This window comes from Paraburkholderia sp. J10-1 (genome assembly GCF_905220165.1).
In the GTDB taxonomy this organism is placed as follows: Bacteria; Pseudomonadota; Gammaproteobacteria; order Burkholderiales; family Burkholderiaceae; genus Paraburkholderia.
Genome location: NZ_CAJMYW010000017.1, coordinates 13,948 through 40,850 on the forward strand (window position 1 = coordinate 13,948; position 26,903 = coordinate 40,850).

General features: G+C 64.3%; 20 protein-coding genes and 1 pseudogene. 19 read left to right on the forward strand and 2 right to left on the reverse strand.

Features of this window, described 5'->3' with window-relative positions:
• Positions 1-54 precede the first annotated feature (54 nt).
• Genes U5A65_RS33500 through U5A65_RS33520 form a run of 5 tightly spaced genes read left to right on the forward strand, consistent with a single transcriptional unit; the run spans position 55 to position 5,721 of the window.
• Positions 55-1,113, forward strand: a complete 1,059-nt coding sequence (locus U5A65_RS33500) for a sugar ABC transporter substrate-binding protein (RefSeq protein ID WP_321913643.1) — start codon at positions 55-57, stop codon at positions 1,111-1,113.
• Positions 1,114-1,173: 60 nt separating this feature from the next.
• The gene (locus U5A65_RS33505) at positions 1,174-2,004 is read left to right on the forward strand and encodes an ATP-binding cassette domain-containing protein (RefSeq protein ID WP_321913642.1); all 831 of its coding nucleotides are present in this window, start codon (positions 1,174-1,176) and stop codon (positions 2,002-2,004) included.
• A gap of 11 nt (positions 2,005-2,015) precedes the next feature.
• The gene (locus U5A65_RS33510; protein ID WP_321948984.1) at positions 2,016-3,299 is read left to right on the forward strand and encodes an ABC transporter permease subunit; all 1,284 of its coding nucleotides are present in this window, start codon (positions 2,016-2,018) and stop codon (positions 3,297-3,299) included.
• Between the two features lie 46 nt (positions 3,300-3,345).
• The gene (locus U5A65_RS33515) at positions 3,346-4,074 is read left to right on the forward strand and encodes an SDR family oxidoreductase (protein WP_321913640.1); all 729 of its coding nucleotides are present in this window, start codon (positions 3,346-3,348) and stop codon (positions 4,072-4,074) included.
• Between the two features lie 18 nt (positions 4,075-4,092).
• Complete coding sequence (locus tag U5A65_RS33520; protein WP_321948985.1) at positions 4,093-5,721, forward strand: FGGY-family carbohydrate kinase; 1,629 nt, start codon at positions 4,093-4,095, stop codon at positions 5,719-5,721.
• A 16-nt stretch (positions 5,722-5,737) separates the two neighbouring features.
• On the opposite strand, the gene U5A65_RS33525 is transcribed toward U5A65_RS33520, so the two are convergent.
• Complete coding sequence (locus tag U5A65_RS33525) at positions 5,738-7,006, reverse strand: multidrug effflux MFS transporter (protein ID WP_321948986.1); 1,269 nt, start codon at positions 7,004-7,006, stop codon at positions 5,738-5,740.
• Between the two features lie 253 nt (positions 7,007-7,259).
• Between U5A65_RS33525 and U5A65_RS33530 the strand changes: the two genes are divergently transcribed.
• From U5A65_RS33530 to U5A65_RS33540, 3 genes and pseudogenes are all read left to right on the forward strand, one after another.
• Positions 7,260-7,523 (forward strand): DUF6723 family protein, encoded by a 264-nt coding sequence (locus U5A65_RS33530; RefSeq protein WP_321948987.1) that lies wholly within the window; start codon positions 7,260-7,262, stop codon positions 7,521-7,523.
• Positions 7,524-7,733: 210 nt separating this feature from the next.
• A pseudogene (locus U5A65_RS33535) lies at positions 7,734-8,903 on the forward strand (cysteine desulfurase family protein); the annotation flags it as partial.
• Positions 8,904-8,955: 52 nt separating this feature from the next.
• Positions 8,956-9,762: a sulfite exporter TauE/SafE family protein gene (locus U5A65_RS33540; protein WP_321948988.1), complete on the forward strand. Its 807-nt coding sequence runs from the start codon at positions 8,956-8,958 to the stop codon at positions 9,760-9,762.
• 18 nt (positions 9,763-9,780) lie between these two features.
• On the opposite strand, the gene gcvA is transcribed toward U5A65_RS33540, so the two are convergent.
• Complete coding sequence (gene gcvA, locus U5A65_RS33545) at positions 9,781-10,689, reverse strand: transcriptional regulator GcvA (RefSeq protein ID WP_321948989.1); 909 nt, start codon at positions 10,687-10,689, stop codon at positions 9,781-9,783.
• Positions 10,690-10,867: 178 nt separating this feature from the next.
• On the opposite strand from gcvA, the gene U5A65_RS33550 reads away from it, so the two are divergent.
• From U5A65_RS33550 to tssJ, 11 genes are all read left to right on the forward strand, one after another.
• Entirely contained in the window at positions 10,868-11,671 is an 804-nt protein-coding gene (locus U5A65_RS33550) for a hypothetical protein (protein ID WP_321948990.1), read from the forward strand.
• Between the two features lie 158 nt (positions 11,672-11,829).
• Positions 11,830-12,099 carry a MoaD/ThiS family protein gene (locus U5A65_RS33555; RefSeq protein WP_321913633.1) on the forward strand — a complete coding sequence of 90 codons (270 nt, stop codon included), beginning with the start codon at positions 11,830-11,832 and terminating at the stop codon, positions 12,097-12,099.
• A gap of 16 nt (positions 12,100-12,115) precedes the next feature.
• Positions 12,116-13,234 carry an exo-alpha-sialidase gene (locus tag U5A65_RS33560; protein WP_321948991.1) on the forward strand — a complete coding sequence of 373 codons (1,119 nt, stop codon included), beginning with the start codon at positions 12,116-12,118 and terminating at the stop codon, positions 13,232-13,234.
• 643 nt (positions 13,235-13,877) lie between these two features.
• Positions 13,878-16,247, forward strand: a complete 2,370-nt coding sequence (locus U5A65_RS33565; RefSeq protein WP_321948992.1) for a type VI secretion system tip protein VgrG — start codon at positions 13,878-13,880, stop codon at positions 16,245-16,247.
• 5 nt (positions 16,248-16,252) lie between these two features.
• Complete coding sequence (locus U5A65_RS33570) at positions 16,253-18,556, forward strand: peptidase M23 (RefSeq protein ID WP_321948993.1); 2,304 nt, start codon at positions 16,253-16,255, stop codon at positions 18,554-18,556.
• Positions 18,553-19,029 carry a hypothetical protein gene (locus tag U5A65_RS33575; RefSeq protein ID WP_321948994.1) on the forward strand — a complete coding sequence of 159 codons (477 nt, stop codon included), beginning with the start codon at positions 18,553-18,555 and terminating at the stop codon, positions 19,027-19,029. Before U5A65_RS33570 ends, U5A65_RS33575 begins: the two co-directional genes overlap by 4 nt.
• Before the next feature lie 290 nt (positions 19,030-19,319).
• Positions 19,320-19,583: a PAAR domain-containing protein gene (locus U5A65_RS33580; protein WP_321948995.1), complete on the forward strand. Its 264-nt coding sequence runs from the start codon at positions 19,320-19,322 to the stop codon at positions 19,581-19,583.
• Between the two features lie 95 nt (positions 19,584-19,678).
• Positions 19,679-20,911, forward strand: a complete 1,233-nt coding sequence (locus U5A65_RS33585; protein WP_321948996.1) for a hypothetical protein — start codon at positions 19,679-19,681, stop codon at positions 20,909-20,911.
• Entirely contained in the window at positions 20,877-24,482 is a 3,606-nt protein-coding gene (locus U5A65_RS33590; RefSeq protein ID WP_321948997.1) for an ImcF-related family protein, read from the forward strand. The genes U5A65_RS33585 and U5A65_RS33590 overlap by 35 nt, the downstream gene beginning before the upstream one ends.
• Positions 24,479-26,338, forward strand: a complete 1,860-nt coding sequence (gene tssF, locus U5A65_RS33595; RefSeq protein WP_321948998.1) for a type VI secretion system baseplate subunit TssF — start codon at positions 24,479-24,481, stop codon at positions 26,336-26,338. Before U5A65_RS33590 ends, tssF begins: the two co-directional genes overlap by 4 nt.
• Positions 26,338-26,856, forward strand: coding sequence for a type VI secretion system lipoprotein TssJ (tssJ, locus tag U5A65_RS33600; RefSeq protein ID WP_321948999.1), 519 nt, complete (start codon positions 26,338-26,340; stop codon positions 26,854-26,856). The genes tssF and tssJ overlap by 1 nt, the downstream gene beginning before the upstream one ends.
• The last annotated feature ends 47 nt before the right edge of the window (positions 26,857-26,903 follow it).

A 26,903-nucleotide genomic window follows, 5' to 3' on the forward strand; every position in this document is an offset into this window, starting at 1 on the left:
ATCACGGCAGCACCGGCAACCACCAGGCATTCAACCAAAAAGCGGAGACACGCAATGACCCGAGTTCACACCCAACTGATCGGCGCCGCCGCACTCAGCCTCGCCCTCGCGGGCATCACGTCGGCGCATGCCGCGCCGAGCGGCACGGTCGCGTTCCTGATGCCCGACCAGGCCTCTACGCGCTACGAGCAGCACGACTTCCCCGGCTTCAAGGCCGAAATGAGCAAGCTCTGCCCCGACTGCAAGGTGCTCTACCAGAATGCGAACGCCGATGCTTCGCAGCAGCAGCAACAGTTCAACTCGGTGATCGCGCAGGGCGCGAAGGTCATCGTGCTCGACCCGGTGGATTCCACGGCGGCGGCTTCGCTCGTGCATATGGCGCAGAGCCAGGGCATCAAGGTCATTGCGTATGACCGGCCCGTGCCTTCCACGCCCGCCGACTACTACGTCTCGTTCGACAACGAGGAAATCGGCAAGTCCATCGCGCAATCGCTCGTCGAGCACCTGAAGGCGTCGGGCGTTGCCGGGAGCAAGGGCGGCGTGCTCGAAGTGAACGGCTCGCCGACCGACGCCGCCGCCGGGCTCATCAAGAAGGGCATTCACGAAGGGTTGCAGGGCAGCGGCTACAAGACGCTCTCCGAGTTCGACACGCCCGAGTGGGCGCCGCCGAAGGCGCAGCAGTGGGTGAGCGGGCAGATCACGCGCTTCGGGCCGCAGATCGTCGGCGTCGTGGCCGCCAACGACGGCACGGCCGGCGGCACCATCGCGGCCTTCAAGGCGGCGGGCGTGAACCCGGTTCCGCCGGTGACGGGCAACGACGCGACGACTGCGGGCCTGCAGCTCATCATCGCGGGCGACCAGTACAACACGATCCTCAAGCCGAGCGAGATCGTGGCGGGCGCGGCGGCGAAGGTGGCCGTGGGCTTCCTCGACGGCAAGCCCGTGAAGGGCGAGACGACGCTCTTCAAGACGCCCTCGCAACTCTTCAAGCCGGCCGTCATCACGCAGCAGAACATCAAGGCCGAAGTGGTGGACAAGGGCTTCGCGAACGCGAAGGACCTGTGCACGGGCCGTTACGCCGACGGCTGCAAGAAGCTCGGCATTGGCGGCTGATAGCGGTGGTCGGGCCCGGCACGCGCCGGGCCCCGAGCGTAACGAAGAGGTACCCATTTCATGACTGACGAATTGACGAACCGCGCTACGGACCACGCGACGACACGCAGCGCGCCCGGCGAGCTGGTGCTGAGCCTGCGCGGCATCTCGAAGCACTTCGGCGCGGTGTCGGCGCTCACGGATATCGAACTCGACGTGCATGCGGGCGAGGTGGTCGCCCTCGTTGGCGACAACGGCGCGGGCAAATCGACGCTCGTGAAGATTCTTGCGGGCGTGCACCAGCCGAGCGCCGGGACGATCACGTTCCGCGGCCAGCCGGTGAATCTGTCCGATCCGGGCACGGCGCTCGATCTGGGCATCGCGACGGTGTTCCAGGACCTCGCGCTGTGCGAGAACCTCGACGTCGTGGCGAACATCTTCCTTGGCCGCGAGTTGAGCCCGTACCGGCTCGACGAGGTCACGATGGAAGTGAAGGCCTGGACGCTGCTCAACGAGCTTTCGGCGCGCATTCCGAGCGTGCGCGACGTGGTCGCCTCGCTCTCGGGCGGCCAGCGCCAGACGGTGGCGATCGCACGCTCGCTGCTGCTCGACCCGAAGCTCATCATGCTCGACGAGCCCACCGCCGCACTCGGCGTGGCGCAGACGGCCGAGGTGCTGAACCTGATCGAGCGCGTGCGCGACCGCGGGCACGCGGTCATCATGATCAGCCACAACATGGAAGACGTGCGCGCGGTGGCGGACCGCATTGTCGTGCTGCGTCTGGGCCGCAACAACGGGATCTTCTATCCCGACTCGTCCAATGCCGAACTCGTGGCGGCGATCACCGGCGCAACGGAAAACGCGGTGTCGCGCCGCGCCGGCCGCCGCCAGGCGCAACAGGACGTCCAATGAAAGGAACGATCATGAGCAAGACTATCCATGGCGCTCCGCAGCCTGAAAGCAACGACGCCTCCAAGCCCGCCACCTTGCTCGACCGCAGCGACGTGCGCGTGAAGCATGCGAGCGGCATCGGCGAAAGCGTTTCGGCCTTCGTCGATCGCGTGCGTTCGGGCGACCTGGGGTCGCTGCCGGTCATCGCAGGGCTCGTCATCATCTGGACGGTGTTCACGAGCCTGAACCCGGTGTTTCTCTCCGCCGACAACCTCGTGAACATGCTGTTCGACTGCTCGACGGTCGGCGTGATTTCGCTGGGCATCGTCTGCGTGTTGATGCTCGGGCAGATCGATCTCTCGGTCGGTTCGATGAGCGGCTTCGCTTCGGCGCTCGTCGGCACGCTGTGGGTCAACGACGGCTGGCCGGTGCTGCTCGCCATCGTCGCCGCCATTGCGGTGGGCGCGGTGATCGGCGCGCTGTATGCGCTGCTGCTGAACTGGATCGGCATGCCCAGTTTCGTTTCCACGCTCGCGGGCCTGCTCGCCATTCTCGGCATGCAGCTCTACGTGCTCGGTTCGACGGGTTCGATCAATTTGCCCTACGGCTCGACGATGGTGAATTTCGGACAGCTGATGGTCATCCCGCCGATCGTCTCGCATGGGATCGCGTTGCTGCCCGGTGTCGTGCTCCTGCTGCTCGGCATGCGCACGCGCACGCGCCGCCATGCGGCCAGGCTTTCCGCACCGTCGATGGCAAGCCTGCTCGTACGTGCGGTGGCGCTGACCGTGTTCCTCGAAATCGTCGTGGCCTATCTGAACCGCGGGCGCGGCGTGCCGCTGATGTTCGGCCTCTTTCTCGGGCTCGCGGTCGTCATGCAATACGCGCTCACGCGCACGCGCTGGGGCCGCTCGATGCATGCCGTGGGCGGCAACCATGAGGCCGCCAGGCGCGCGGGCATCAAGGTCGGCGCGATCTATACGAGCGCTTTCGTGCTGTGCGCGAGCCTCGCCGCCATTGGCGGCGTGCTGACTGCGGCGCGCCTCGCCTCGGCGAGCCAGCAGGCCGGCACAGGCGACGTGAACCTCAACGCCATCGCGGCAGCCGTGATCGGCGGCACGAGCCTGTTCGGCGGGCGCGGCAGCGCATGGTCGGCAGTGCTTGGCATTATCGTGATCCAGTCGATTGCGAGCGGCCTCACGCTGCTGAACCTGTCGTCGTCGCTGCGCTTCATGATTACCGGCGCCGTGCTGGCCATTGCGGTGATCGTCGATTCGCTCGCCCGCCAGTCGCGCGTTTCGCATGGCCGCGCTTAAGGCCACACTTAGGGCGCTGGAACTCGACTCAAGGAGAAAGTCACCCATGTCTGAATCGATCAAGGGAAAGGTCGCCGCCATTACGGGCGCGGCGTCCGGCATCGGCTTCGCGTGTGCGCGCGCGTTCGTGGAGGAAGGCGCGAAAGTCGTGCTGATCGACCGTGCGCAGGACCGGCTCGCGAAATGTTGCGCGGAACTCGGCCCCAATGCGCTACCGCTCGCGATGGATCTGCTCAACCCCGCGGACTATGCGGGCATGTTGCCCAGAATTCTCGATCTCGCGGGCGGGCTCGACATCTTTCACGCCAATGCGGGCGCCTATATCGGCGGCGAGGTGGCGAACGGCAATCCCGACGAGTGGGACCGCATGCTCAACCTGAACATCAACGCCGCGTTTCGCTCCGTGCATGCGGTGCTGCCGCACATGATCGCGCAGAAGTCGGGCGATATCATTTTCACGAGCTCGGTGGCGGGCGTCGTGCCGGTGGTGTGGGAGCCCATTTATACGGCTTCGAAGTTCGCGGTGCAGGCCTTCGCGCATACCGTGCGCCGCCAGGTCGCGAAGCACGGTGTGCGCGTGGGTGCGGTGCTGCCGGGCCCCGTGGTCACGGCGTTGCTGGACGACTGGCCCAAGGCGAAGATGGACGAAGCACTGGCCCAGGGCAGTCTCATGCAGCCGAAGGAAGTGGCCGATTCCGTGGTATTCATGCTTACGCGGCCGCGCAATGTCACCATACGCGACCTCGTGATCCTGCCTAACAGTGTCGATCTGTAAATCCACAGTCAACGAGCCATGACTTCAAATCAGCAGGCTGGCGGCGCGCGCCATACCGTCGGCGTCGATGTGGGCACGGGCAGCGCCCGCGCCGGTATTTTCGATTCCACCGGACGCATGGTGGCGTCGGCAAAACACGACATCACCGTGTTTCATGAGAGCGGCGCGATTGTCGAGCAATCGAGCACGCAGATCTGGAACGCCGTGTGCCACGCCGTGAAGGAAGCGCTGGCGCAGGCCGCGATCTCGCCGGAGAGCATCGCGGGCATCGGCTTCGACGCCACCTGTTCGCTCGTCGTGCTGGGCGAGGGCGGCGAGCCGCTGCCCGTCGGGCCGTCTGAAGTGGCGGAGCGCGACATCATCGTATGGATGGATCATCGTGCCGTGGAGCAGGCCGAGCGCATCAACGCCACGGGCCACGACGTGCTGCGCTTCGTGGGCGGCAAGATCTCGCCCGAGATGGAAACGCCCAAGCTGCTGTGGCTGCTCGAAAACCGGCCGAAGGTGTTTGCCGCGGCCTGGCAGTTCTTCGACCTGACCGACTTCCTCACGTGGCGCGCCACGGGCGACCTGGCGCGCTCCACCTGTACCGTCACCTGCAAGTGGACCTATCTCGCCCACGAGCAGCGCTGGGACGAGAGCTACTTCCGCACCGTGGGCCTGGGCGTACTCGCCGACGAAGGCTTCGCGCGCATCGGTCAGACGATCGTCGAGCCGGGCACGCCGCTTGGCAACGGGCTCACGCCGCAGGCCGCCGCGCAGCTCGACCTGCGCGCGGGCACGCCGGTGGCGACCGGCGTGATCGACGCGCACGCGGGCGGCATCGGCACGGTGGGCGCGCAAGGGCAGCCCGAGGCGTGCCTCGCGTACGTGTTCGGCACCTCGTCATGCACGATGACGACCACGCGCGACCCCGTGTTCGTGCCGGGTGTGTGGGGCCCGTACTACTCGGCGATGGTGCCCGAGGCCTGGCTCAACGAGGGTGGGCAGTCGGTGGCGGGCGCGGCGATCGAGCGCCTCCTCACGCTGCATCCGCTTGGCACGGAAGCCGCGAGCCGCGCGGCGAGCGAGGGCCAGTCGCTGCCGACGATGCTCGCCGCTCTGGCGGCCCAGGCTTCGGACGGCCTCTCCGGCGCGGTGCGCCTCGCGCACGATCAGGGTCTGCACGTCGTGCCGGAATTTCTCGGCAACCGCGCGCCGTTTGCCGATCCGCACGCGCGGGCGGTCATCGCGGGACTCGGCATGGAGACGGACATGGAGAGCCTGGTCGCGCTCTATGTCGCGGGCATTTGCAGCATCGGCTATGGGCTGCGGCAGATTATCGAGGTGCAGGCCCAGGCGGGCGCGCCGATCGAGCAGGTCGTGATCAGCGGCGGCGCGGGGAGGCTTGACCTCGTGCGCCAATTGCTTGCGGACGCAACGGGTAAGCCGGTGCTCGCCACCCACGCGGACGAGCCCGTATTGCTGGGCGCAGCGATGCTGGGCGCCGTGGCAGGCGGCTTATACGAAAACGCGCGCGAGGCGATGGCCGCGATGTCGCAGGTCAGCAAGGTCTACGCACCGGCCACGGGCGAGATCGCAGCGCTGCACGAGGCGCGTTACCGCGCCTTCACGCAGTTGCAGGAGGTGGCGCGCGCGATCAGGTAGTCGCGGCGGCAGCGGTTCAGGCCGCCTCGCCGCTGCGCTGCGCGAGCGCGGCAGCGGCCGCCTGACTCTGTGCGAGGTGGCGCAGCAGCTTCGTCACCATCAATACAACGGTGAACGCGAGCACCACGAAGAACACCGCGAGCGGCGTGAGCACGTGCACGGAGACAAAGCCGGCCAGCCCCATCATTGCCGACGAAACGAGCAGCAGCGCGCAGCCCAGAATCGCGCTCGTCAAACCCGCAATGTGCGGGAACAGCGAATTGCCCTTCGCCATCAGCGTGGGGTACATCGCCCCCGCGCACAGACCCATCACGAGCACAGGAATGGCGAGCGTCCACACGCGCAGGCCCACCGTGAGCGCGAGCACGAGCATGACGATCGACGCCCCAGCCATCACCCGCGCGCCAATGCGCAGCCGTTGTTCCGGAGTGGGCAGGCGCGGGCCGTGCACCCGGTTCGAGAGGCCGCCGAGGAAATACATCAAGCCAATGCCGAGCGCGAGGTAGCCGAAGAACGTAGGCGGCTTGTGCAGCGTGTTCTGCACCATGAACGGCCCGACGATGTTGAACACCAGCAAGATGCTGTAGCACAGGCCCTGGGCGAGAAAGCAGCTCTGGAACACGGGGCTCGCGAGCACCTTGCCCGCGTTCGCGATGAGCGTGCGCGGCTCCAGATGCACTGGCTGCCGCAAGGTCTCGCGAAAGCGCCACAACAGCGCCCACATCACCCCCGAATAGACGAGCAGGAACACGAGGCACGACTTCCAGCCGAACAACTCCTGCAAGTGCGCGCCGATCACGGGCGCGACGATCGGTGCGAGCCCCCAGGTGATCGACATATAGGTGAACGCGTGCATGAGCGCGGTGCCCACGAACGTGTCGGTGATGATCGCCTTGGCGAGCAGGTTGGTGGCGGCAATGCCGAAGCCCTGCAGGCAGCGCGCGAGCACGAACGTTTCCAGATTCGGCGCGGCCAGCGAAAGCAGGCAGCCGATCGTGTACACGACGAGGCCGAAGCCCAGCACGGGTTTGCGTCCGAGGGCGTCGGAGATCGGCCCGAAGATGAGCTGGCCGAGCGCGTACGCCGCCATATAGACCGACACGCTCGACTGGATCGCTTGCGGCGAGGTCGCGAAGTAGCGCGCCATGGCAGGCAGCGCCGGCACGTAGATGTCGATGGCGAGCTGTCCGGCGGAGGCGAACAGGCAGATCAGGAACAGCAGGAAGCGCGGCGAGTTCGCCGGGCGTGCGGCGAGGGCTGGACGTTCGGGCAGATCGTGGGTCATGACAGCGTGAAAAGGGCGGATTGCGGTGCGGCGGCGCGGGGGCGTTCGAGCAAAGCATGTTCCAACAGCGCGTTCGAATCACGAACACAACGTCCGGCGCTCAGGCGTAGGCGCGTATTGTGCCCGTTATCGCCGGTTTCCGTGCGACGCCGCATCGAGCGCGCGCGGCAGGCGCTTGGAGGCAGTGGCGTGCCAGGCGCGGCGTTTGCTGGATCTCCGCCTATCTCGCACCGGATATTCGCGGAGTGCCGACATGCCAGAGAGAAGGCCGAAACCGGCCATGCGCCGCCCGACCACCGCGCAGGACTATGAAGTCTTCTGCGGCGAGCAGATCGACGGCGCGGGCCGCTACTACGGGCTGCTGCGTATTCGCCGCAAGACCGATGGGCGGCTCATCTATCCGTTCGACGGCTGCCCGCGTCCGGGGCCCTGCGCAACGGGTCCGCTGGCGCGGCAACAGGCGCTCACGCTTGCTGACGAGCTGATCCGCGCGGACATCGCAACCCCCGAAGAGTGACGACGCCGTACCTCGTGTGTCGCGGCCACCCATGCAGACGAACTGCCCGCGCCATGCCGCCTGATCGGGCGCGCCGAGAATTTCATTTTGCGAGAGGCCCGTCGGGTAGAAATGAATACTCCTCCCTTTGGAGAATCCGCTTAATTTTGGAATCATTTTTTAGTGCCCGACGCGTAGCATTCTCGAAATTCCGTTGTGCGAGAAACGAAGATGAGCGAGAAGGGCGATTTGCGTTACTTTGACTATGCCGCGACCACCCCGGCGGACCCGCGGGTGATTGAGGCGATGTTCGGCTGTCTGGGCATGGAAGGCGACTTCGGCAACCCGGCGTCCAGCTCGCATGGCGCGGGCCAGCGGGCGCGCCGGCTGGTCGAGCAGGCGCGCAAGGGCGTGGCGGCGCTGATCGGCGCCGATGCCGAAGAGATCGTCTGGACTTCCGGCGCGACCGAGTCGAACAATCTCGCGCTCAAGGGCTATGCGGATCGCGCGACACAAAAGCGCCACCTCATCACGAGCCAGCTCGAGCACAAGGCCATTCTCGACACAATGACGAGCCTCGAAGCGCGCGGCATGGCCGTCACGCGCCTCGCACCGAACGCGCACGGCGAGATCACGGCCGAAGCCGTGGCCGCTGCGCTGACGCCCGACACCGGGCTTGTCTCGCTCATGCTGGTCAACAACGAACTGGGCACGCTCACCGACGTCGCGGCGATTGCGCGCGTGGTGCATGCCGCGGGCGCACTGCTGCACGTCGATGCGGCGCAGGCGCTCGGCAAGACGCCCATCGACGTGAAAGCGATGGGCATCGACCTGCTCTCGATGTCGGCGCACAAGGTGTATGGGCCGAAGGGCATTGGCGCCATCTACGTGAGCCGCGACGCGTTCGAGCGCATCGCACCGCAAATGCACGGCGGCGGTCACGAGCGCGGTTTGCGCTCGGGCACGCTCGCCACACACCAGATCGTCGGCATGGGCGTGGCGTGTGTGATTGCGCGAGAGGCGCTGCAAGCGGACAGCGAGCGCATTGCCGGGCTCGGCGAGCGTCTTTTGGCCGAAGTGCTCGCGCTGCCGGGCGTCACGCTCAATGCGGCGCGCGCGAAGCGCATTCCGCACACACTGAGCCTCACGATCGATCTGCCTGGCTTCTTCCCCTTTCTGCTGACCGGCGACCTCGCGATCTCCTCGACCTCGGCCTGCAACTCGGCTGCGGGCACGCCTTCGCATGTGCTCACGGCCATCGGGGTGGGCGAGGAAGCGGCGAACCGCACGGTGCGTTTGAGCTTCGGGCGCTTTACGAAGCCGGAAGACGTCGACTTCGCGGTGGACTGCATACGCCGCGCGGTGGCGCCGTGCCTGCCGGCCGCGGTGACCGAGGCGACCGAAGCGACCGCTTGACCTTGCCGTTCAACGTCACGCTGACCATCGACCCGCGATGATCGTTTCACTCGTTCTCGGCGCCATGATCGGCGCACTGCTGGGACTCACGGGCGCCGGCGGCGGCATTCTCGCCGTGCCGGCCATCGTGGTGGGCATGGGCTGGCCCATGCAGCAGGCCACGCCGGTCGCCTTGATCGCCGTGGCGAGCAGCGCGGGAATCGGCGCGCTCGAAGCGTTCAGAAAGCGCCTCGTGCGCTATCGCGCGGCGTTCTGCATGGCGCTGGCGGGCGTGCCGACCACGTGGCTCGGCGTGCGCCTCGCGCAAGCCATGCCGCAACGCCTGCTGCTCGCGCTCTTCGCCGGCGTGATGCTGTTCGTGGCCGTGCGGCTGCTGCGCCAAACCATCGGGAAAAAGCGCGCGCTGCAGGAAGCGTCGCCGCTTTGCGTGGGTCGCATCAATCCCGACACGGGCCGCCTCGTCTGGTCGAGAACCACAGCGCTTGCGCTCGCCTCGACCGGCGCGTTGACGGGCCTGATGACGGGGCTGCTCGGCGTGGGCGGCGGCTTCATCATCGTGCCGATGCTGCGCAAGCTCACCAACATCTCCATGCACGGCATCGTTGCGACGTCGCTGATGGTCATCGCGCTCGTGGGCTCCGGCGGTGTGGTGGCCACAGTGCTGCACGGCGTGCCGCTGCGGCTCGACCTCACGCTCTGGTTCAGCGTCGCGACCGTCGCGGGCATGATGCTGGGCCGTCACGTTTCGCATCGCGTCTCGGCGCGCCATACGCAGATGGGTTTTGCCGCCATCCTCGTGTGCGTGGCGTGCGGCATGCTCGCCAAGGTGGCGCTCGGCTACTGACCGGAGCGCTGTTTGGCTTTAGCCAGCCTCAGCCAGGAAGATCGAGATTTCGTCGGCGAGCCAGTCGCGCACGGCGCGCACTTTGGGATCGTCGCGGCTGCCAATGCGATAGACGAGGTCATGGCCGCGCTCGGACTCGAGCCGCAATTGCGGGAACGGCGCGACCAGGCGACCCGCCGCAATGTCGTCCGCCACGATCACGCTGCGCCCAAGCGCCACACCTTCGCCGCGTATTGCCGCTTCGATGGCGAGACTCCCATGGCTGTACGCCGTGCCGCGATCGCTGCGCACGCCGCTCAAGCCTGCCAGCGCCAGCCATTGTTCCCAGTTCGCGAGCATGCCGCCTTCGTGCAGCAAGGTGCAGCGCGCGAGGCTTTCAACCGAGGTCATGCCGCCCATCTTCGCCCGATAATCAGCACTGCAAACTGGCGTCACGGTCTCGTCGAGAATACGCTCGGCCAGCACGCGCGGGTAGCGCCCGCTGCCGTAGCGAATCGCGACATCGACGTCCGAGTCGTTGAGATCGACGTATTTGTCGGTCACGTCGAGGTGCACGTCCAGTTCCGGATGGCGGGCCTTGAGGCGATAAAGGCGCGGCGCGAGCCAACGGTTCGCGAAGGACACGCTGGCGTTGATCTTCAGGCGCGTGACGCTGTCGTGCGTGCGCAGGCGCTCGGACTCCTTGGTCAATTCAGCCAGCGCGCGGTTCACAGCCAGCAGAAATTCCGCGCCCGCCTCGGTCAGGACGATGCGCCGCGTGAGGCGCTGGAACAGCGCCACGCCCAGATGGCTTTCGAGCGTCTTGATGTGGCGGCTCACGGCGCCATGCGTGACGTGCAGTTCCTGCGCCGCCAGCGTCATGCTGAGCAGCCGCCCGGTGGCTTCGAAGGCGCGCAGGGTTTGCAGCGGGGGAAGGCGGTCGAACATGGAGCGGGATGCGTGCGGTATGTGTGAGTTTTGCTCACGCATTATATGACGACAAATGGTTTGTCAGCCACGTTGGCGCCCTTCAATATGGGCGCAAAGCCGCCGGACGTAAGCGAACTCGTGCTACCCCGGCCGCGCATTCCTGAAGGTTGGCATTCTCCGCTTTGCGTCGCTCATCATGGATCTTCTGCTTTTCAAGCTCGTCGTTACGCCGTTGTTGCTGTTGGCCGCCAGTCTTGCCGCTCGCCGCTGGGGCGAAGCGGTTGGCGGGTTGCTCGTGGGGCTGCCGCTCACCTCGGGGCCGGTTTCGGTTTTTCTCGCGCTGGAGCACGGACCGGCGTTTGCGGCGCAAGCGACGTCGGGCTCGCTCGTCGCAACGGCTGCTCAGGCGGCGTTCTGCGTCGCCTATTGCAAGGTTGCCGCGCGCGGGTGGAAGGTGGCCCTCGCGGCGGGCGGCGCGACGTTTTCCCTCGTGGCCCTCGTGCTGCAATGGAGCGAACTGCCGGCCCACGGTCTTTATCTCTTCGCCATTCTGGCCATCGCCCTTGCGCTGAACCTGATCCCCAACAAGCCGGCAAGAACCGCGCGGCTCACGCCGCCGTGGTGGGATTTGCCTTCGCGCATGATGCTCATTGCCGGTCTCGTGGTGAGCGTCACGCTGATCGCGCCTTACGTCGGCCCCGAGGCGAGCGGCGTGCTCGCGTCGCTGCCGTTCATGGCGATCATCCTCGCCGTGTTCGCGCATCGCATGATCGGCCATGAAGCGGCGCAGCAACTCATGCGCGGCATGACCACGGGACTGCTGGGCTTCGCCTCGTTCTTCTTCGTGCTGAGCCTCACGCTCACGCACTGGAACCTGCTGGCCGCCTACGGCACTGCGATTCTTTGCGTGCTCACGATCCAGGCGATTTCCCTGTATCGCATGCGCTTGCCGGCGCCTTGCCTGCACGCCAAATCCAAACCGGAAGGCAGCGCGCCGTAAGGACGGGTATTGCAACCGGCGGGCTCGGGCGCGTGTGCTGCGCTGCATCGCGGGAAAGGGGCTTCGGGCGACGGCAACGGCAACGCCTCGAAGCTCATGGCGGATGACCTACACTACAGAACCAGCGGACGCGGCCACTTCCGCGCCGCCGGCCCGCCATGGCGCACCTCTTCTTCGCAGCTTCCATTCAGCGGCACGTCGCGACGCCCGAGCGCGAGATCGACGCGCGCACGCTGCGCGAAGCGTTCGATGCCGTGTTTGCCGAACAGCCGCGATTGCGCGGCTATATCCTCGACGATCAGGGCGCGCTGCGAAAGCATCTGGCGGTGTTCGTGGACGGCGTGCGGCTACGCGATCGCGAGCATCTGAGCGATGTGCTTGGCGATGCGAGTCGGGTGTATGTCGTGCAGGCGCTGTCGGGCGGATGACCAGAGGGCACGCGAGATGAGCGATCGATTGCTAGTCGCAACCCGCAAGGGGCTGTTCGTTATGCAAGCCGATGGAGAGGGCGGCTGGACAATCGGCGAACCCGAGTTCTTCGGCGAGCCGGTGAGCATGGTGATGCGCGACGCGCGCGACGGGTCGCTCTATGCTGCGCTCAATCTCGGCCACTTCGGCGTGAAACTGCATCGCAGGCGCGCAGGCAGGGCGGACTGGGAAGAGTGCGCGGTGCCCGTCTATCCGCCTCAACCTGCCGGGGACATTCAGGCCAACGAACCAGACGCATTGGGGCGTTTGCCCGCGCCGTGGTCGCTGCAACAGATCTGGTCGCTCGAGCCTGGCGGCGCGGACGAGCCTGGCGTGCTGTGGGCGGGCACGATACCGGGCGGCCTGTTCCGTTCCGCCGACGGCGGCGACACCTGGGAACTGAACCGCCCGTTATGGGACTGCCCGGAGCGGCGCGAATGGGCTGGCGGCGGCTACGACGCGCCGGGCATCCACTCGGTCATGGTCGATCCGCGCGACAGCCAGCACGTCACGGTGGGCGTGTCGTGTGGCGGCGTCTGGCAAACGGGCGATGGCGGCGCGACCTGGCGCCTCACCGCCGAGGGCATGGAAGCCGACTACATGCCGCCCGAACGCCGCGGCGAGCCCAACGCGCAGGACCCGCACCGCGTGGTGCAATGCGCGGCGAATCCGGACGTGCTGTGGACGCAGCATCACTGCGCGATCTTCCGCTCGACCGATGGCGCGGCGCACTGGCGGCGTATCGAAGCGCAGCCGTCGAGCTTCGGTTTCGCGGTCGTGGTGCATCCGCGCGAGCCCGACACGGCGTGGTTCGTGCCGGCTCAAAAAGACCAGTATCGCGTTCCCGTGGATGGCCAGTTCGTCGTGACGCGCACGCGCGATGGCGGGCGCACGTTCGAACAATTCTCGAGCGGGCTGCCGGCTGCGCCCGCGTACGACATCGTGTACCGGCATGGGCTCGACATCGACGACTCTGGCGAGCGGCTTGCGATGGGGTCGACCACGGGCGCGCTATGGACTTCGGACGACGGCGGCGAACACTGGCGGCTCGTTTCGGCGCACTTGCCGCCGGTGTATTGCGTGCGGTTTGGGTGAGGGCGCGGGGCCGCGAGCATCGAGCTCGACTTGGATGCGCTCTAGCGGGCTGCGCAACTTTGAAAGGGTGTAGACGGGCGCTGCGAGCGGCGGGTTAGGTATAGCGTGTTCGCGATCAAGGGAGTCGACCGATCCTCGGGAGGCGTGTTTTAGGCGTTGGGCACTAACTTCAGCGGAGTTTTCTGCTGTTGACCGCAGGTGGAGCAATCGTAGCGGCTGTCACGCCGCGCGACCAGGGAGTCCGCAGGAGACGGCGCTATCAGTTGTGGCTCGTAGAGCAAGTGCTATGCATGAAGGTGTTGAGGCGTGCGACGATATCTATGCCGAATCATTACCTCGCCGCTGGCAACGTTCGGGGGTGATAGCAGCCGTCAGATAGTCCGCCCAAACCATCGCAACGACGTCCCTCCCAGCACTTAAGCCCGGGCATTCCTGCACAGTCAGTCGCCACATACCGGCTATCACGTAACTCTCTCTCAAAAAACTAAGTCGTCTCTATTGGCTGTTCTTTAATAAGCATATCGAACATTCACGGAAACTACACGCCCCGTCCGATTGACGCGTTGTTGTTGTAGCCCTAGATTTCCGCAAAGAAAGCTGTGAACGCAACGATTTCAACGTTTCAACCGGACAGGGACGGCGAATGAATGCTGTGACGAAGAGCTTCACGGACGCGCTGAGCCACCCGAGCGTGCGCCTGACCCAGCATCTGAGGATCTGGATCGGCAAGCAAGCGCATGATCTCGATGTGGTCGACTTCAAGGTGCGCGGCGGCCTCTGCAAGGATTACAGGGCGCAGATCACGGTTGCCTCGCCGCGGCTGGATATCGATGGCAAGGAGTATGTGGGGCTGCGCGCGGGCCTGCAGGTCGACGAACGGGCGTCGGTGCCCTCGGCGAGCTGGACCGAACCTGTAGACCACGCGGCGGCGACATTCAATGGCGTGGTGACGCGCTGGAAGCGCATCCGTGTGAGCCGCGACGAGGCCACTTATGAGGCGCGTATTGAGCCGCGCTTTGCCGCGCTGTACAAGCGCATCATCAAATCCGACGTATTGAAGGATGTCACATTCGAGGAGCTGGTCCGCCAGACTTTGATCGACGGGCAGAACCTGGACGCCTTCGACATCGAGTTCCATCTCGAAGGCCCGCAGGAGAAGATGGAGCAGGTCGTGATGTATGAAGAGTCAGTTTGGAACTTCATCACACGGCATGCGAAACGCAAGGGCATTTTCTGGTTCTACCGGCAGGAGCGCGGCGAGAACGGACTGCTCGATATCCTTGTTTTTGCTGACAACCCGCGCGCCTATATCCGGTCAATCAACCTGCCGCTGCTGGCTGACTCCGGCCTGCACAGCAACTGGCACGAAGCCGCGCAGGCGGTCCACGAGCGGCGCGAGCTGGTCCCGGCGACGATCGAGCTGTGGGAGCGCAACTACCGCACGCCGGAGGACCCGTTGCGAGCCACGGCGGACGTCTCCAGCGAGGCGGACGACCGGTCGGTGTTCGGCCGGATCAGCCGCAGCGCGGAGTTTCAACTGACAACAGCGCAGAGCAAGACGATCGCACAGACGCGACGCGACGAGCAGGCTGCCCGTCAGGTGACGTTTGCGGGCCGCACGGATGCGAAAGGCATTGCGTCGGGTGTGGTGGTCAAGCTGACCAATACGACGATGCCCAATGCGAAATACGGCTTCGTGGTGACGTCGTTCAGGATGAAGGGCAGCCGCACGAAGCCCGCCTATACCCGCTTCAAGGCAATGCCCGCGCACCTGTGCTACCGGCCTCGCTTCGACTATGAGCGGGACTGGCGTTTTCTCGGCGGTTCCATTGTCGGCGTCGTCACGACACTAGACTCGGCCCCCTACGCCTACGTGGACGACTTCGGGCGCTATCCCGTCCTGCCGAAGTTCCTCCAGGGCTCCGGCAATACTGATAACAAGCTGCTGCACCTGCGTCTGCTGCGTCCCTCGTCGTCGTACCAGGGGGGCTTCCACTCGCCACTGCTGCCGACTACCGAGGTGCTGCTTGATGGCGCCCACGGGGATGTAGACCGGCTCCATATCAGCGGCGCGCTGCACGATTTTTCGCATCCCGACGTGGTTCGGGCCACCGACGCGTTGTTTAGTTATGCCATCTGGCGCTCGCCGCTGCTCGGTGCGGAAATCGTGTTCAACGATCTGCAGCAAAAGGAAAGCGCGCGCATCGCGACGGTCTACAGTCAGACGGCGATGAACCAGGGCTACCTACTCAACAGTAAAAAGCTGCCGCGCGGGACCGGGTTCGAAATTACGACCCAAGCTTGGGGCACGATGCGTGCGGCGAAGGGCCTGTTCTTCACGGCGGACGCCGCAGCCGGAGCCGATACGCCGCACCTGGAAATGCCAGTAGCGGTTGCGCAACTCAAGGCCGCGCTGGAGCGCGTGACGGAACTGGCAAGAGCGACCACGCAGGCCAGGGCGGAACCGGCAGACAGTGCCATACAGTCGGCGCTTCTGGACGGGCTGAACCAGCTTCGCGACGCGGGGCTGCTCGCCAGCGCCCCGGGCGGCATGGCGTTCGTAACGCCGAAGTCGGCCCAGCATTCGGCGGGCGGGAACGTGATCGTCACCGCAGGCCAGGACATGGACGTGAGTGTCGTCAAGCGCCTGCGCATGGCGGCGGGCGAACTGATCTCGCTGTGCGCGCACAAGCTCGGCATCAAGATTTTCTCGAAGGGCAAGATCGAGCTGCAGGCGCAAGGCGCGGCTATGGACCTCTTTGCCGACCAGCAACTGCATGTATCGAGCGCCAGCGCGAACGTGCTCGTGGACGCCAAGACGAAGGCGATGATGGCCAGCGGCGGCGCATCCATGACCATCGAGAACGGCAATGTCGTGTTCAACTGCCCGGGCGAGTTCCGCATCAAGGCGGCCTCGTTCACCTTCGAGGGGCCGGGCAATGCGGTGGTCAACCTGCCGCAACTGCCCGTGAGCAACTATCAGCCCAACTCCCGATACAGCCACACGCAATAACGATCATGATCATCAGCCCACCGTTTCTGCCCGATGCAGGTCTTGCGGTCCCGTCCGGAGCGAATCCCGATCCGATGATGGACGCGGTAGACAGGTTCGAATGCGAGCACGGCATCTATCCGGTCGCCTTCGACCGGCGCTGGCATTGTGGCGTGCATCTTCAGCCGGACACGAAATGCCAGGTGCGCGCGATTGCGGATGGCGAGGTTGTCGCCTACCGGGTCTGCCAGCATGCAATCGACGATGGTGCGAGCCATACGGGCTTTGTGCTGCTCAGGCATACGACCGAGACTGGTGATTGCCGTACGCTGACGTTCTACTCGCTCTACATGCATCTGCTGCCGCTGGTGGAATACCTGCAGCACGGCGCGAATGCCAATGAGCTGCCGGAATTCCTGCGCATGCCGACGGGCGAGCCCGCTGCGCAGGTGCCTCCTGCCGTTTCAGGAGGAGGCAGGAAGGTCCGGCGCAAGCAGGTGCTGGGGTGGCTCGGGCAGTATGAGGGCATGCCGCATCTGCATTTCGAAATCTTCATGATGCAGGCAGATTTCGAGGCGTACTTCGGGCATACGCAGCTTGGCAATACGACGCCTGCCCAGCCTTCAGGGACCGACTGGTGGGGGCATGCGTATTTCGTTATCCCGGCGGGCAGCAACTTTTCAAGCCTGCCGACGGGAACCGTCACCGACGCCCACCACAAGCACAAGCTGCAGGGTATTGAATTCGAGCCAGGCCAGGCGGGCCACAACGTGTTGCCGCTGCTTGTGGAGACGTACTTCAGCAAAGGCTCGAAATATACGAACGTCTGGAGCCTTGCGCAGGACGGCACCCGCACGCTGCTCACGCCGCAGCCTGTTGAGGAAAAGGACTACGAATACGATCTGTACAGGCGCGCCACGGCGCTTTATCCGGCGTGCCCGAGCGACGGGTATGAACTCCTGCGCTTCGGGCGGATCTTGTCAATCCCCGCCACGCTGAGGGACCGCCCGGCCAACTCGCCAACATCGGCCGATGCGGCATTGCCTGGTAACCCTCATCCGGTGAATCTGCCTGGTCAGCGCGAGACGTGGATGCGTGTACCTTACGCGACTGGCGTGTCCGGTTACATCGACATCAACGCTGCGAAAATCGAAAAGTTCTCGGACGCGGATTTCCTGTCCTTCATGGGCTGGCAGAAGGTCAGTGATGCCAATACCCCGTTTAGCGGCGATGGGCTGTGCGATGTGGGTGCCCTGAAGAAACTGCTGAAGGATGCCTGGGATAATCATGAAACTGTGGAGCAATCACAAACCACAGAAGGCGCGAAGGTTGATGCGATTTTCAGCTTGAAGAGCAACGCCCAGGTACGCCAGCAGTTGCGCGGTTTTGTTTGTCAGGCGCCCAGCGAATGGGACAGCACGCACAACGAACAGCGCTACGCGAAGCTGCTCGACGAGGGCGAGTTCTACCACGGCAACATGCAGGGCTATAACGATTTCCTCAAGTATCTGAAGGAGATCCAGTTCTGGGGCAAGACCGGCCTGCCGGCCGGGCAGAAGCTCTGGTTTTTTCATCCGCTCTCGTTCATTCGGCATTTCAGGAGGTGCGGGTGGTTAAGCAAGGATGAATTGTCGCAAATCTATTCCGAATCGAAATATGCTGCGCTGGGTAAGGCTGGCGATGAATATCGGGAGAAATATCGCACTGCCATTAATCAGGTTTTTAGGAAATATGCTATTGGCAATCAAGTTCGTGGTGCTCATTTTTTTGGGCAAATCGCTGTTGAAACGTATTATATGATGGTGGTTCGTGAGAGTTCTATTGAAATTGCTACTGCGATTAGAACTGATCACGCTTCGGTTGTGCCTGAGTCGGACGGCTATCTTCGCTCTCCGGCTTCTGTTGTTTCATATTTTAGTCGGTATGAAAATAAGAGCGGGCTGGGTAATACGGACGCCGGGGATGGGGCCAAATTTCGAGGAAGGGGATTCAAGCAGCTTACCGGTCGATATAACTACTCCGAGTATTGGGTATTTAGAGGTTGGCTTGATAGTCGCTCATACAATCATGCATGGTTTCACGGAAATCACCCCAGAACTGGGCCAGTCATAGATAACCCTGAATTTGCTGGAAACGATACCTATTCTTGTGTTGATACGGCAGGATTCTTTTGCGCGCGCTACTTAGTGGAGAAGGCGGCGGATGCTGGAATATCGGATGTAGCGTCGCGTGCAGTAACTAGAATCATCAATCGGTATGATGCAACGAGCCCACCATTGCGTTGGGTTGAAACTCAAAACGCGTATCGCGTATTGGGAGATCGGTCGTGAAAAAATATCTCATTCTTTCGCTGTTGATGGCTTTCTTGGTTAATGCGCATGCGCAAATTGTTAAATCCTGTGATGGGAATTATTCAGCGAAGATTGTTTCTAAAAATGAAATAGTTATCGAGCATGCGGGGAGAGAAGTAGGCTCATCTAAAATCAATCACAGTATCGCGGGAGGTGTCTTTGATTCGAGGTCTGAGTTGCTGGTTGTGTATGGCCTTCCAAACAAAGTGGATCTCCAGAGTCCCCAGGCAGAATATCTTTCAATTTATCTTATGAGGCCAGTACTGCATAAGATCATGAAACGAAAATACGGAGGGGGTGTGTATGATGCTGCGATTGGAATTAATCCAGATCTGATACTTGTTTCCAGTAGGTTTGGATTCGATATTGTCAATATCAAGACCATGGAAACTAAATCATTTGATCCGAGCTCTGAGCCGCAATTTCCGAGGCAGCGGTGTAAAAATGATTAAAGATTTCCGATTGATTATGGTGGGAGATATTGCGATGAATATATTTATAGGTTAACTGAGAGCGCGAAAAACGGAGCTGTATTCGTAGGATTGCAGAGCGATGCCAGTGCGCCTTTCTAAATCAATGTGAATGTGGTTTTCGAGATGGCCGTTCTACGCATGCGCAGTATAAGGATGGTGAGTCGATTCGAAAGGCACTTGCAAAGAGATATTCTGTTGCGCCTAAACCGAAATGAAGGTTTGCGGCAGCTGAGTCTGATGTGAAGTGAGTAAATAATTCTAAGGCTGTTATGAAATCCCCCATCCGAAAAGGCGACAAACTCGAACATGGCGGCGAAGTGACCGGAAATTGCTCGCCCTGGACTGTCTTCATGGGCAAGCCACTGGCTCGCAAGGGCGATGAGGCATTCTGCGAACAGCATGGCCCGACTGTTATTGGAGAGGGCGCTCCCAAGTTTCCCGACCGCGACCACAAACTCTTCGCGCTGCACGACCATCACTGTGCGTGCGGCTGCCGGTTGATCTCGTCGCTGAAGAACGTCAACTTCGAGTAATGCCCGTCGATCTTTCTCCGGCGGGACGCCCGAGTGAGTTTCCGCGCCGGCCTCGCTTCTGGCCATGGTGGTTCTGCATCTGGCTGGCGTGCGCCGTGATCGGGGCCGCCATTGCTTTGCAGCTATGGCCAAAGGGCGAACGGGCGAGCGGCGCCTGGTTCTGGTTTTGTGTCGTCTGGATTCCGAACGGAGTTTTCGGGCTGCTCTATGCTGTCGATCGCGTAGGCTATGAGGCTATGTGGTATCGCGCACACCAGCGCAATGGCCATCGCGACCAGTGGCTGGCGCAGCGTATCCGTGTGGCGCAGAGGCCGCTTCAGGTGCTGGGTGTCGGCTACTGTCTCCCGCTGAATGGCCAGACGCTTGCGCGCGCGATTCATGCTCGCGAGCCGTTGCCACGCCAGCAGCAGCCCCGCTCAGGCGCGGGTGTCATCGAGCATTGCCGCTTCGATGATCCGCCGCAGGCCTTCGGCGAAGACGATGTGAGCGATGTCGCTGCGGAGAGCGGGCCCGATTCCGTCGTGGAGGCGGTTCCAGAGAAACCTGCCGGCCCACTCGTACCGAGGATCGCATACGCGCTCGGACAGATTGCCGCGAGCCTGTACGCACTCACACCCTACGAGCGCGAGCACTGGCCACAGGTGCGCGTGCTGGCCGAACCGGGCGAGGAGGCGTCGCGTGAACAGCAGGTAGCCGATGCACTGCGCCTGGCTGGCCTGCCGCCGCTTGCCGTGCAGGCGGTACCCGCTTCGCAGGGGCTGCTTGTGGCCGACGCCTGGCTCGATGCCCGCGAGGCGCGGCCTCTGCTCGTCGTCGCAGCCGCCTGGCACGACGGGCAGCCGCTTGCAGGCAGCACGGAGGGGTGTCTCGCCGTGCTGCTCGACGCGGGTTTCTATCGCCTGCCCGATGCCGTATCCGTGCTGGCGAGGCTCCATCGGCCCGTCGAGGGTAACACCGACGAGATCGAGTACGGCCTCGCCAATTCCGTGATATGGGGCCGCGCCGACTCCACCGCTGTGACGCGTGCGTGGATCACGCGCGCCGTCCAGCGCTGCAACCGAGGGCTGCGTATCGCGAACCTGGATGCCGTCGCGACGAGCGAGGCTCAGTGCGAGCCCACTCGCATCGTCGGCGAACTCGGTGGCGCGGGTGGCTGGCTGTCCGTTGCCGCCGCCATCGAATGCGGCGCTGCAGATGGGCCGCAACTGATCATTGATGGCGTTCAGTCCGCCATTCTTCACGTCCTGCCTGGTGCACCCGGGAAGGATTCTTCGTTGCTTGAACACTCCCTGCATGATCGATCCGAAACTGAACCTGCGATCGCTTGACCCGGCTCCCGCCGCGGAGTCTGCGCCATCCGGACGCCTCGCGCTATGGGGGCTGATGGTCGCGGCCCTGATCGTCGCCGTCATCGCAGCTGGCCTTGTGTGGTTACGGGGGGACCTCTTCGGTCTTGCGCCCGGCGAGGCGCGGTTGCGGGTGATCATCGCCATCCTCATCGCCTTGATTGTTGTCGTCGCCTTTCACTTTGCTCTGTTTTTTATCGGCGCGTACTCCATAGCTGGCCGATTATTTCGCCGGGAAACCGGCGACGTGACGAAGCCGCAGAAGGCACTGCGGCGCGACGTTCGTCTGCAGCGCATGTATGAGGAACTGCGCGTCTCGCATGGCTGGTTCTGGCGCCGCCGTCTGCGCTGGCTGCTGCTGAACGGTACGGACGAACGGGTTGATCAGGTCGCACCAGGCCTCAGGCAGGTGGGCATCATGCACGTGGACGAAACCATCCTCGTGCATGCGTCGCCCGACGGGATCGAGGCGGCGAAGTGGCTCGCACAGATACGGCACTTGCGGCGCAGTCGTCCGGTCGACGGCGTCGTGCATGTCGCCCGCGCCGACGATCCCGATCGCGAACTGGCTCGCACGCTCTCGGGAATTGCTACCGCGCTGGGCTGGGCGGCACCCGTCACCTTCGTGCATCCGGTCGCGGCGAACGGCAGCCAGCCGGAATGCTTCGAAGCGGTGGGCGCGTTCCTGCCGGACGGTCCGCGCGGCTTTGAGCGGGCGAGTACCGCCACACTTCCGGAAATACTGAACGAGCTGGAACAGAAAACAGCAGGCGAGGGGGTGCGCCGGTGCGGCGAGCCGCACTGGATGACCTGGATGATGGAGGTCTCGAAGTACGTTGGCGATCACGCTGAACGGATTGCGGGGAGCCTGCGTACGCTGCGTTCGTCGAACTGGCTGCGCGCACCGCTGGCGGGCGTCTTGTTCGCGCCGGTCTTTCCGGGTTCCACCAACGTGCCAGTACCAGTCGCAGACGGAGGTGGTACGCTCGGCCAGCCTGCCGAAGCGCCGCCGATGCTGACCGTGACGCGCGACCAGCCCGCCGCCCTGCTGCCGGTGTGGCGGGAGATCGCGGCGGGTTCGCCCAACTATCGCGGCCGCCGCGCCGGTATTTACTGGCCCGACGTACTGGCGAAGTTAGCCCTTGTCGGTGTGTTGGCCTGGACGGCAACGCTGATGGTGTCCGGACTCGGCAACCGGTCGCTCATTCGGGAGGCCGAAACAACGGCAGCAGCGGCGCTTGCCGCGCCGCCCGCTACCCCACAGGCACTGCGTGCGCAGCTCGCCCTGCAGCAGCAGATCGCCATGCTCGAATACCGCCAACAGCACGGCGCACCGTGGTACCTGCGCGCGGGTCTTTCGCGCAACGACGAACTGCTCGATGCGCTATGGCGGCCCTACGGAATCGTGGCCGCACGCAACCTGCGCCAACCGGTCGTCCAGGCGCTCGAAGGCCAGCTCGCGCAGCTCTCGCAGGTGCGCGCCGACGAGCAGCAGAGCCACGACGCGCAGCAGCAGGCGTACAACCGGCTCAAGGCGTACCTCATGCTCGCCACTTCATCGCGTGTCGATGCCCCGCTATTGAAGGCGCAGATGCTGGAGGTCTGGCCCGCTGTGGCCAGCATGCGCCCAGGCGAATGGCTCGACACCTCGCAGCGCCTCGCGGGCTTCTGGTCCGACCACCTCAAGACACATCCGGAATGGCGCATCGTCGCGTCGCAGCCGCTCGTCATGCAGATGCGCTCGACGCTCGTGAACCAGATTGGCCTCGCGGCCAGCGACGACGTGCTGTACCAGCGCATCCTTGACGAAGCGCGCGGCAAGTACGCAGACATCTCCCTCGCAACACTGCTTGCCGGGGCGGACGCACATGGTCTTTTCAAGACCACGCAAACGGTGCCAGGCATCTTCACGCGCGCCGCATGGGATGGCGTGATCGAGAAAGCGATCGACGACGCCGCGAAGGGACAGCGCGTCGAGGCAGACTGGGTGCTGAGCGGTGACCCGCCAGCCGCACGGGCCGGCGCATCAGCCGTGGAAGGCGCGGTGGACGCAACACGCGCGGCGCTCGATGCGAAGCACGAGACCGACGACCTCAGGCAGCGGTTGCGTGACCGGTACTTCACGGACTACACGTCGGCCTGGGCAACCATGCTCAACAGCTTCCAGTGGATTCACGCGACGAGTTTTTCCGGCGTGATCGACCAGCTCACGCGCATGACCGACGCCCAGACGTCGCCGCTGCTGGCGGTCATGAAGTCGGTGCAGTACCAGGGCGAGGCGGGCCGACCCTCGCAGGCGCTCACCGACACGCTGGTGCGCAAGGCGCAGGGGCTGCTCGGCGGGGGCGACAGCGACGCGACGCAGGCCCCGGTCATCAATCCGCTGGACCGTACGTTTGGTCCGCTACTGGCGCTGATGGGCGAGCCGAATGCTGCACCGGCCAGCGGCAAACCGGGTAACGGCAGTCCGGCGAATGCTGCCGCATTCAGCGGCGTAAGCCTGTCGCGTGTGCTGACTGCCGACACGACCGTGCGCTTGAAGCTGCAGCAGATCCAGGCGAGCCCGGACGCGCAGTCGATGGCCCGCGCGCTCGCGCAGGCAATTTTCCAGGGCAAGCTGTCGGACCTGTCGCAGGCGCGTGACGACGCAGCGCTGACTGCCGCGAGCCTCGGCGCGCAGTGGGCGGGGTTCGGCCAGACCCTGTTCGTGCAGCCGCTCGACGCGGCCTGGCTGGCCGTGCTGCAGCCCGCCGCCGCGAGCCTGAACGACGCGTGGCGTTCTGCGGTCGCCGCGCCCTTCCAGGCGTCATTTGCCTCGCGCTATCCGTTCTCGCCGACGAGCGCCGACGCGTCCTTTGCCGATTTCGGGCGCTTCATACGGCCCGACACGGGGCTCATCAGCCGCTTCATCGAGGTCGAGCTGGCGGGCGTGCTCAAGCGTCAGGGCGACGAATGGGTGCCGAATGAACTCGCGCCACAGTCTTTGCAGTTCGATCCGAAATTCCTCGCCATGCTTCACCTCATGGGGCCGATGGGCGCGCACCTCTTCGTGCAGGGCCAAGCGGCTTACCACTTCTCGCTCATGCCGCAGCCGACGCCGGGCGTCACGCGCACGGAACTGACGGTAGACGGGCAGCAGGTCGTCTACTTCAACCAGCGCGAAACCTGGTCGGCGCTCGTGTGGCCGGGCAATGGCCTGAGCGGTCGTGCGTCGCTGACCTGGCAGACCCTCGACGGGGGCCTTCGTCTCGCGTTCGACGCACCGGGTGACTGGGCGTTCCTGCGGATGCTGGAGAAAGCCCAGGCGAAGCCGCTCGACGACTCGCGAGTGGATCTGGTCTGGAACGCCGGGCCAAGCAGCGACGATCCCAAGGCGACCGGCGACACGGCACCGCTGCATTACCTGTTGCGTGTACAGACAGGCGCCGGGCCGCTGGAACTGCTCAAGCTGCGCGACTTCCAGATGCCGGAGCGCATCTTTGTAACGAGCCGTGCCGGCGTGATATCCGGACTGCCCTCCCTGCCACCGTTGCCCCCGGAGTTGCAGCCATGACGGCACCGTGGAAACTGTTCCAGCAGGAAGGTGGCAATCCCTTCCTGAGATATTTTGACGCCGAGATGCGCTATCTGCGTGAGGCTGGCCGTGAGTTCGCCTGCAACCAGCCCGACGCTGCGCGCCGCCTCGGCATGTTCTACGGTCAGGAAAACGACCAGGTCCGGGCGGTCTATGAAGGCTTCGCAATGCTCATGGCACGGCTGCGCCAAAAGCTTGACGACGGCATGCCGGAGCTCACCGAAGGGTTGCTCGACAATATCTATGAGCACATGGCGCGGGCGATCCCGTCGCTGTCGATCATCGAATGTATGCCCCTGAACCGCAGAAGTTCGGTCACGGTGCAGATTCCCGCCGGGGCGGTTGTGCGCTCCGCGCCTGTTGGCCCCGCTGGAGTGCGGTGCCCGTTTCGTACGACGCAAGCGGTCGATCTGTTGCCGCTGTCGGTCGAGAATGCGGAACTGGCTACGCGCGCAGACGGGCGCACCGTCATTCGCCTCACCCTGGGCCTCTGGTTCGCGGACCAGCGCGAGCATGCGGACCTGTCGCGCATCCGCTTCTACCTGCATGGCGACCGGCCCGCCGCCGCCGCGCTGTACGCGGCGCTCACGCGCCAGGTGGCCGCGATCGGGCTGCGCCTGCCATCGGTTCGCGACGGTGCGGTGCAGCCGCTCGCCGGGGTGCGCTTCGAGTCGACGGGTTTCGGTCCGTCAACGCGGCTGTGGCCGGTCACGGACCCCAGACGCAACGAATCGGTCGACCGCGAACAGACGCTGCTGGAGTATTTCGTGTTCCCGCAGAAGTTCCAGTTCATCGACCTGTGCGGCTTCGACAGCGCGATGGTGCCGGCGGGGGAAACGCGGATGACCTTCGAGATCGAGCTGGATGACCGCATGCCTGGCGACCAGCCGGTGGGGCGCGAGAGCTTTCGCCTCTTCTGCACGCCCGTGATCAACCTGTTCGAGGTCGATGCGCAGCCGCTGCAGCCCAATGACTGGCATGACACAGGGCACCGCGTGCGCGTGCAGGCGGCTGTGGAAGATCACGTCGAACCCTTTGACGTGCTGTCGGTGACCGCCGCCGATCCGGAGGGCAGCGCGCGGCATGGCTACCAGGCGTTCACGAGCTTCCGGCATCGCGGCTGGATGCTGCGCTATGAGCAACCGGAGCGGTACTTCCATACGGCGACGCGCTACGGGGTGGTGGGCCGGGAACTGTGGGTGACGCTCGCGGGACAGCTCTGGGCAGGTACGTATCGGGACGCACAGGATGACGGGGGGCGCCCTGAGCCTGATCGCCATCTCACCGTGCGCGCGCTGGCGAACAACGGACGTCTGCCACGCCTGGCGCTCACGGTGGCGAGGATCACCGAGACGGTGTCGGGCTTTACCGGCATAGCGTCGGTACGCAACCTGACGGGACCGAGCCTGCCGCAGTATCCGCCGCGTTATTTCCCGGGCTACGATTTTCGCGTGCTTGGCCACTTCTCCGCGAACGGCATGAACGAATTTAACCGGATGCTAGCGGAAGGCGCGCCGGTATTGCGCGAGGTGCTCGAACTCTACGACTGGACGGCGGACGACGCCGTTCCCCAGCGCATCGACGCGATCCGGTCAGTACGCTTCTCACGCGACCAGGTCCTGCAGCGCGGCTATGTACTCATGGTCCTGCGCATGGAGGTTGACCTTGACGCAGGCACTTTTGCCGGGCCGGGTGACGCCGTGTTGTTCGGCGACGTGCTGAACCACTTCATCGGGCGCTACGCAAGCCTGCAGTGTTCCGTGCAACTGGTACTGTCGATCGACGGCAACAAGACCGTCTATCCGCGTATCGACTTCGAGGGAGCGCCTTTCTGATGCGTACGAGGATCAGGCGGGGCGCGCTCGGCGTGGGGCTCGCGCTGACTCTCAGCGCGTGCGGGGTGTGGCAGTCGGTGAGGGATGGTGCCGCGGACGCCACGCGCGCGATCTTCGAGACGAAGGTCAGGCAGATGAATCTCGTCGTCACGGCACGCGGCGCGCTGAACCAGGATGCGCGCGGCGCATCGCTGCCGGTGGTGCTGCGCATCTACCAGCTCAGAGATGACGGGCCGTTCGCCACCGCGACGTACGCGCAACTGCTCGATGGCAGCGACGCGCTCAAGGTGGCAACGCTCTGGAGCAGGGATGTGACGCTGGGTCCGGGGCAGACGCTGAAGGTCTCGGAGCCGATCGGCGATGACGCCAACTACGTCGGAGTGGTGGCGTTCTTCCGTGACACATCTGAAGCCGAGTGGTCGGTACTGGTGCCGAAGGCGCAGTGGAAAAAAACGGACCCGGTCAAGCTGGTCGCAGCAGAACGCAATCTCGTTCTCGATACGGAGCAGAAAAAATGAGGAAGCCGCACTTCGTCGCGGTAGTTCTGGCGCTCCCCGCTCTGCGC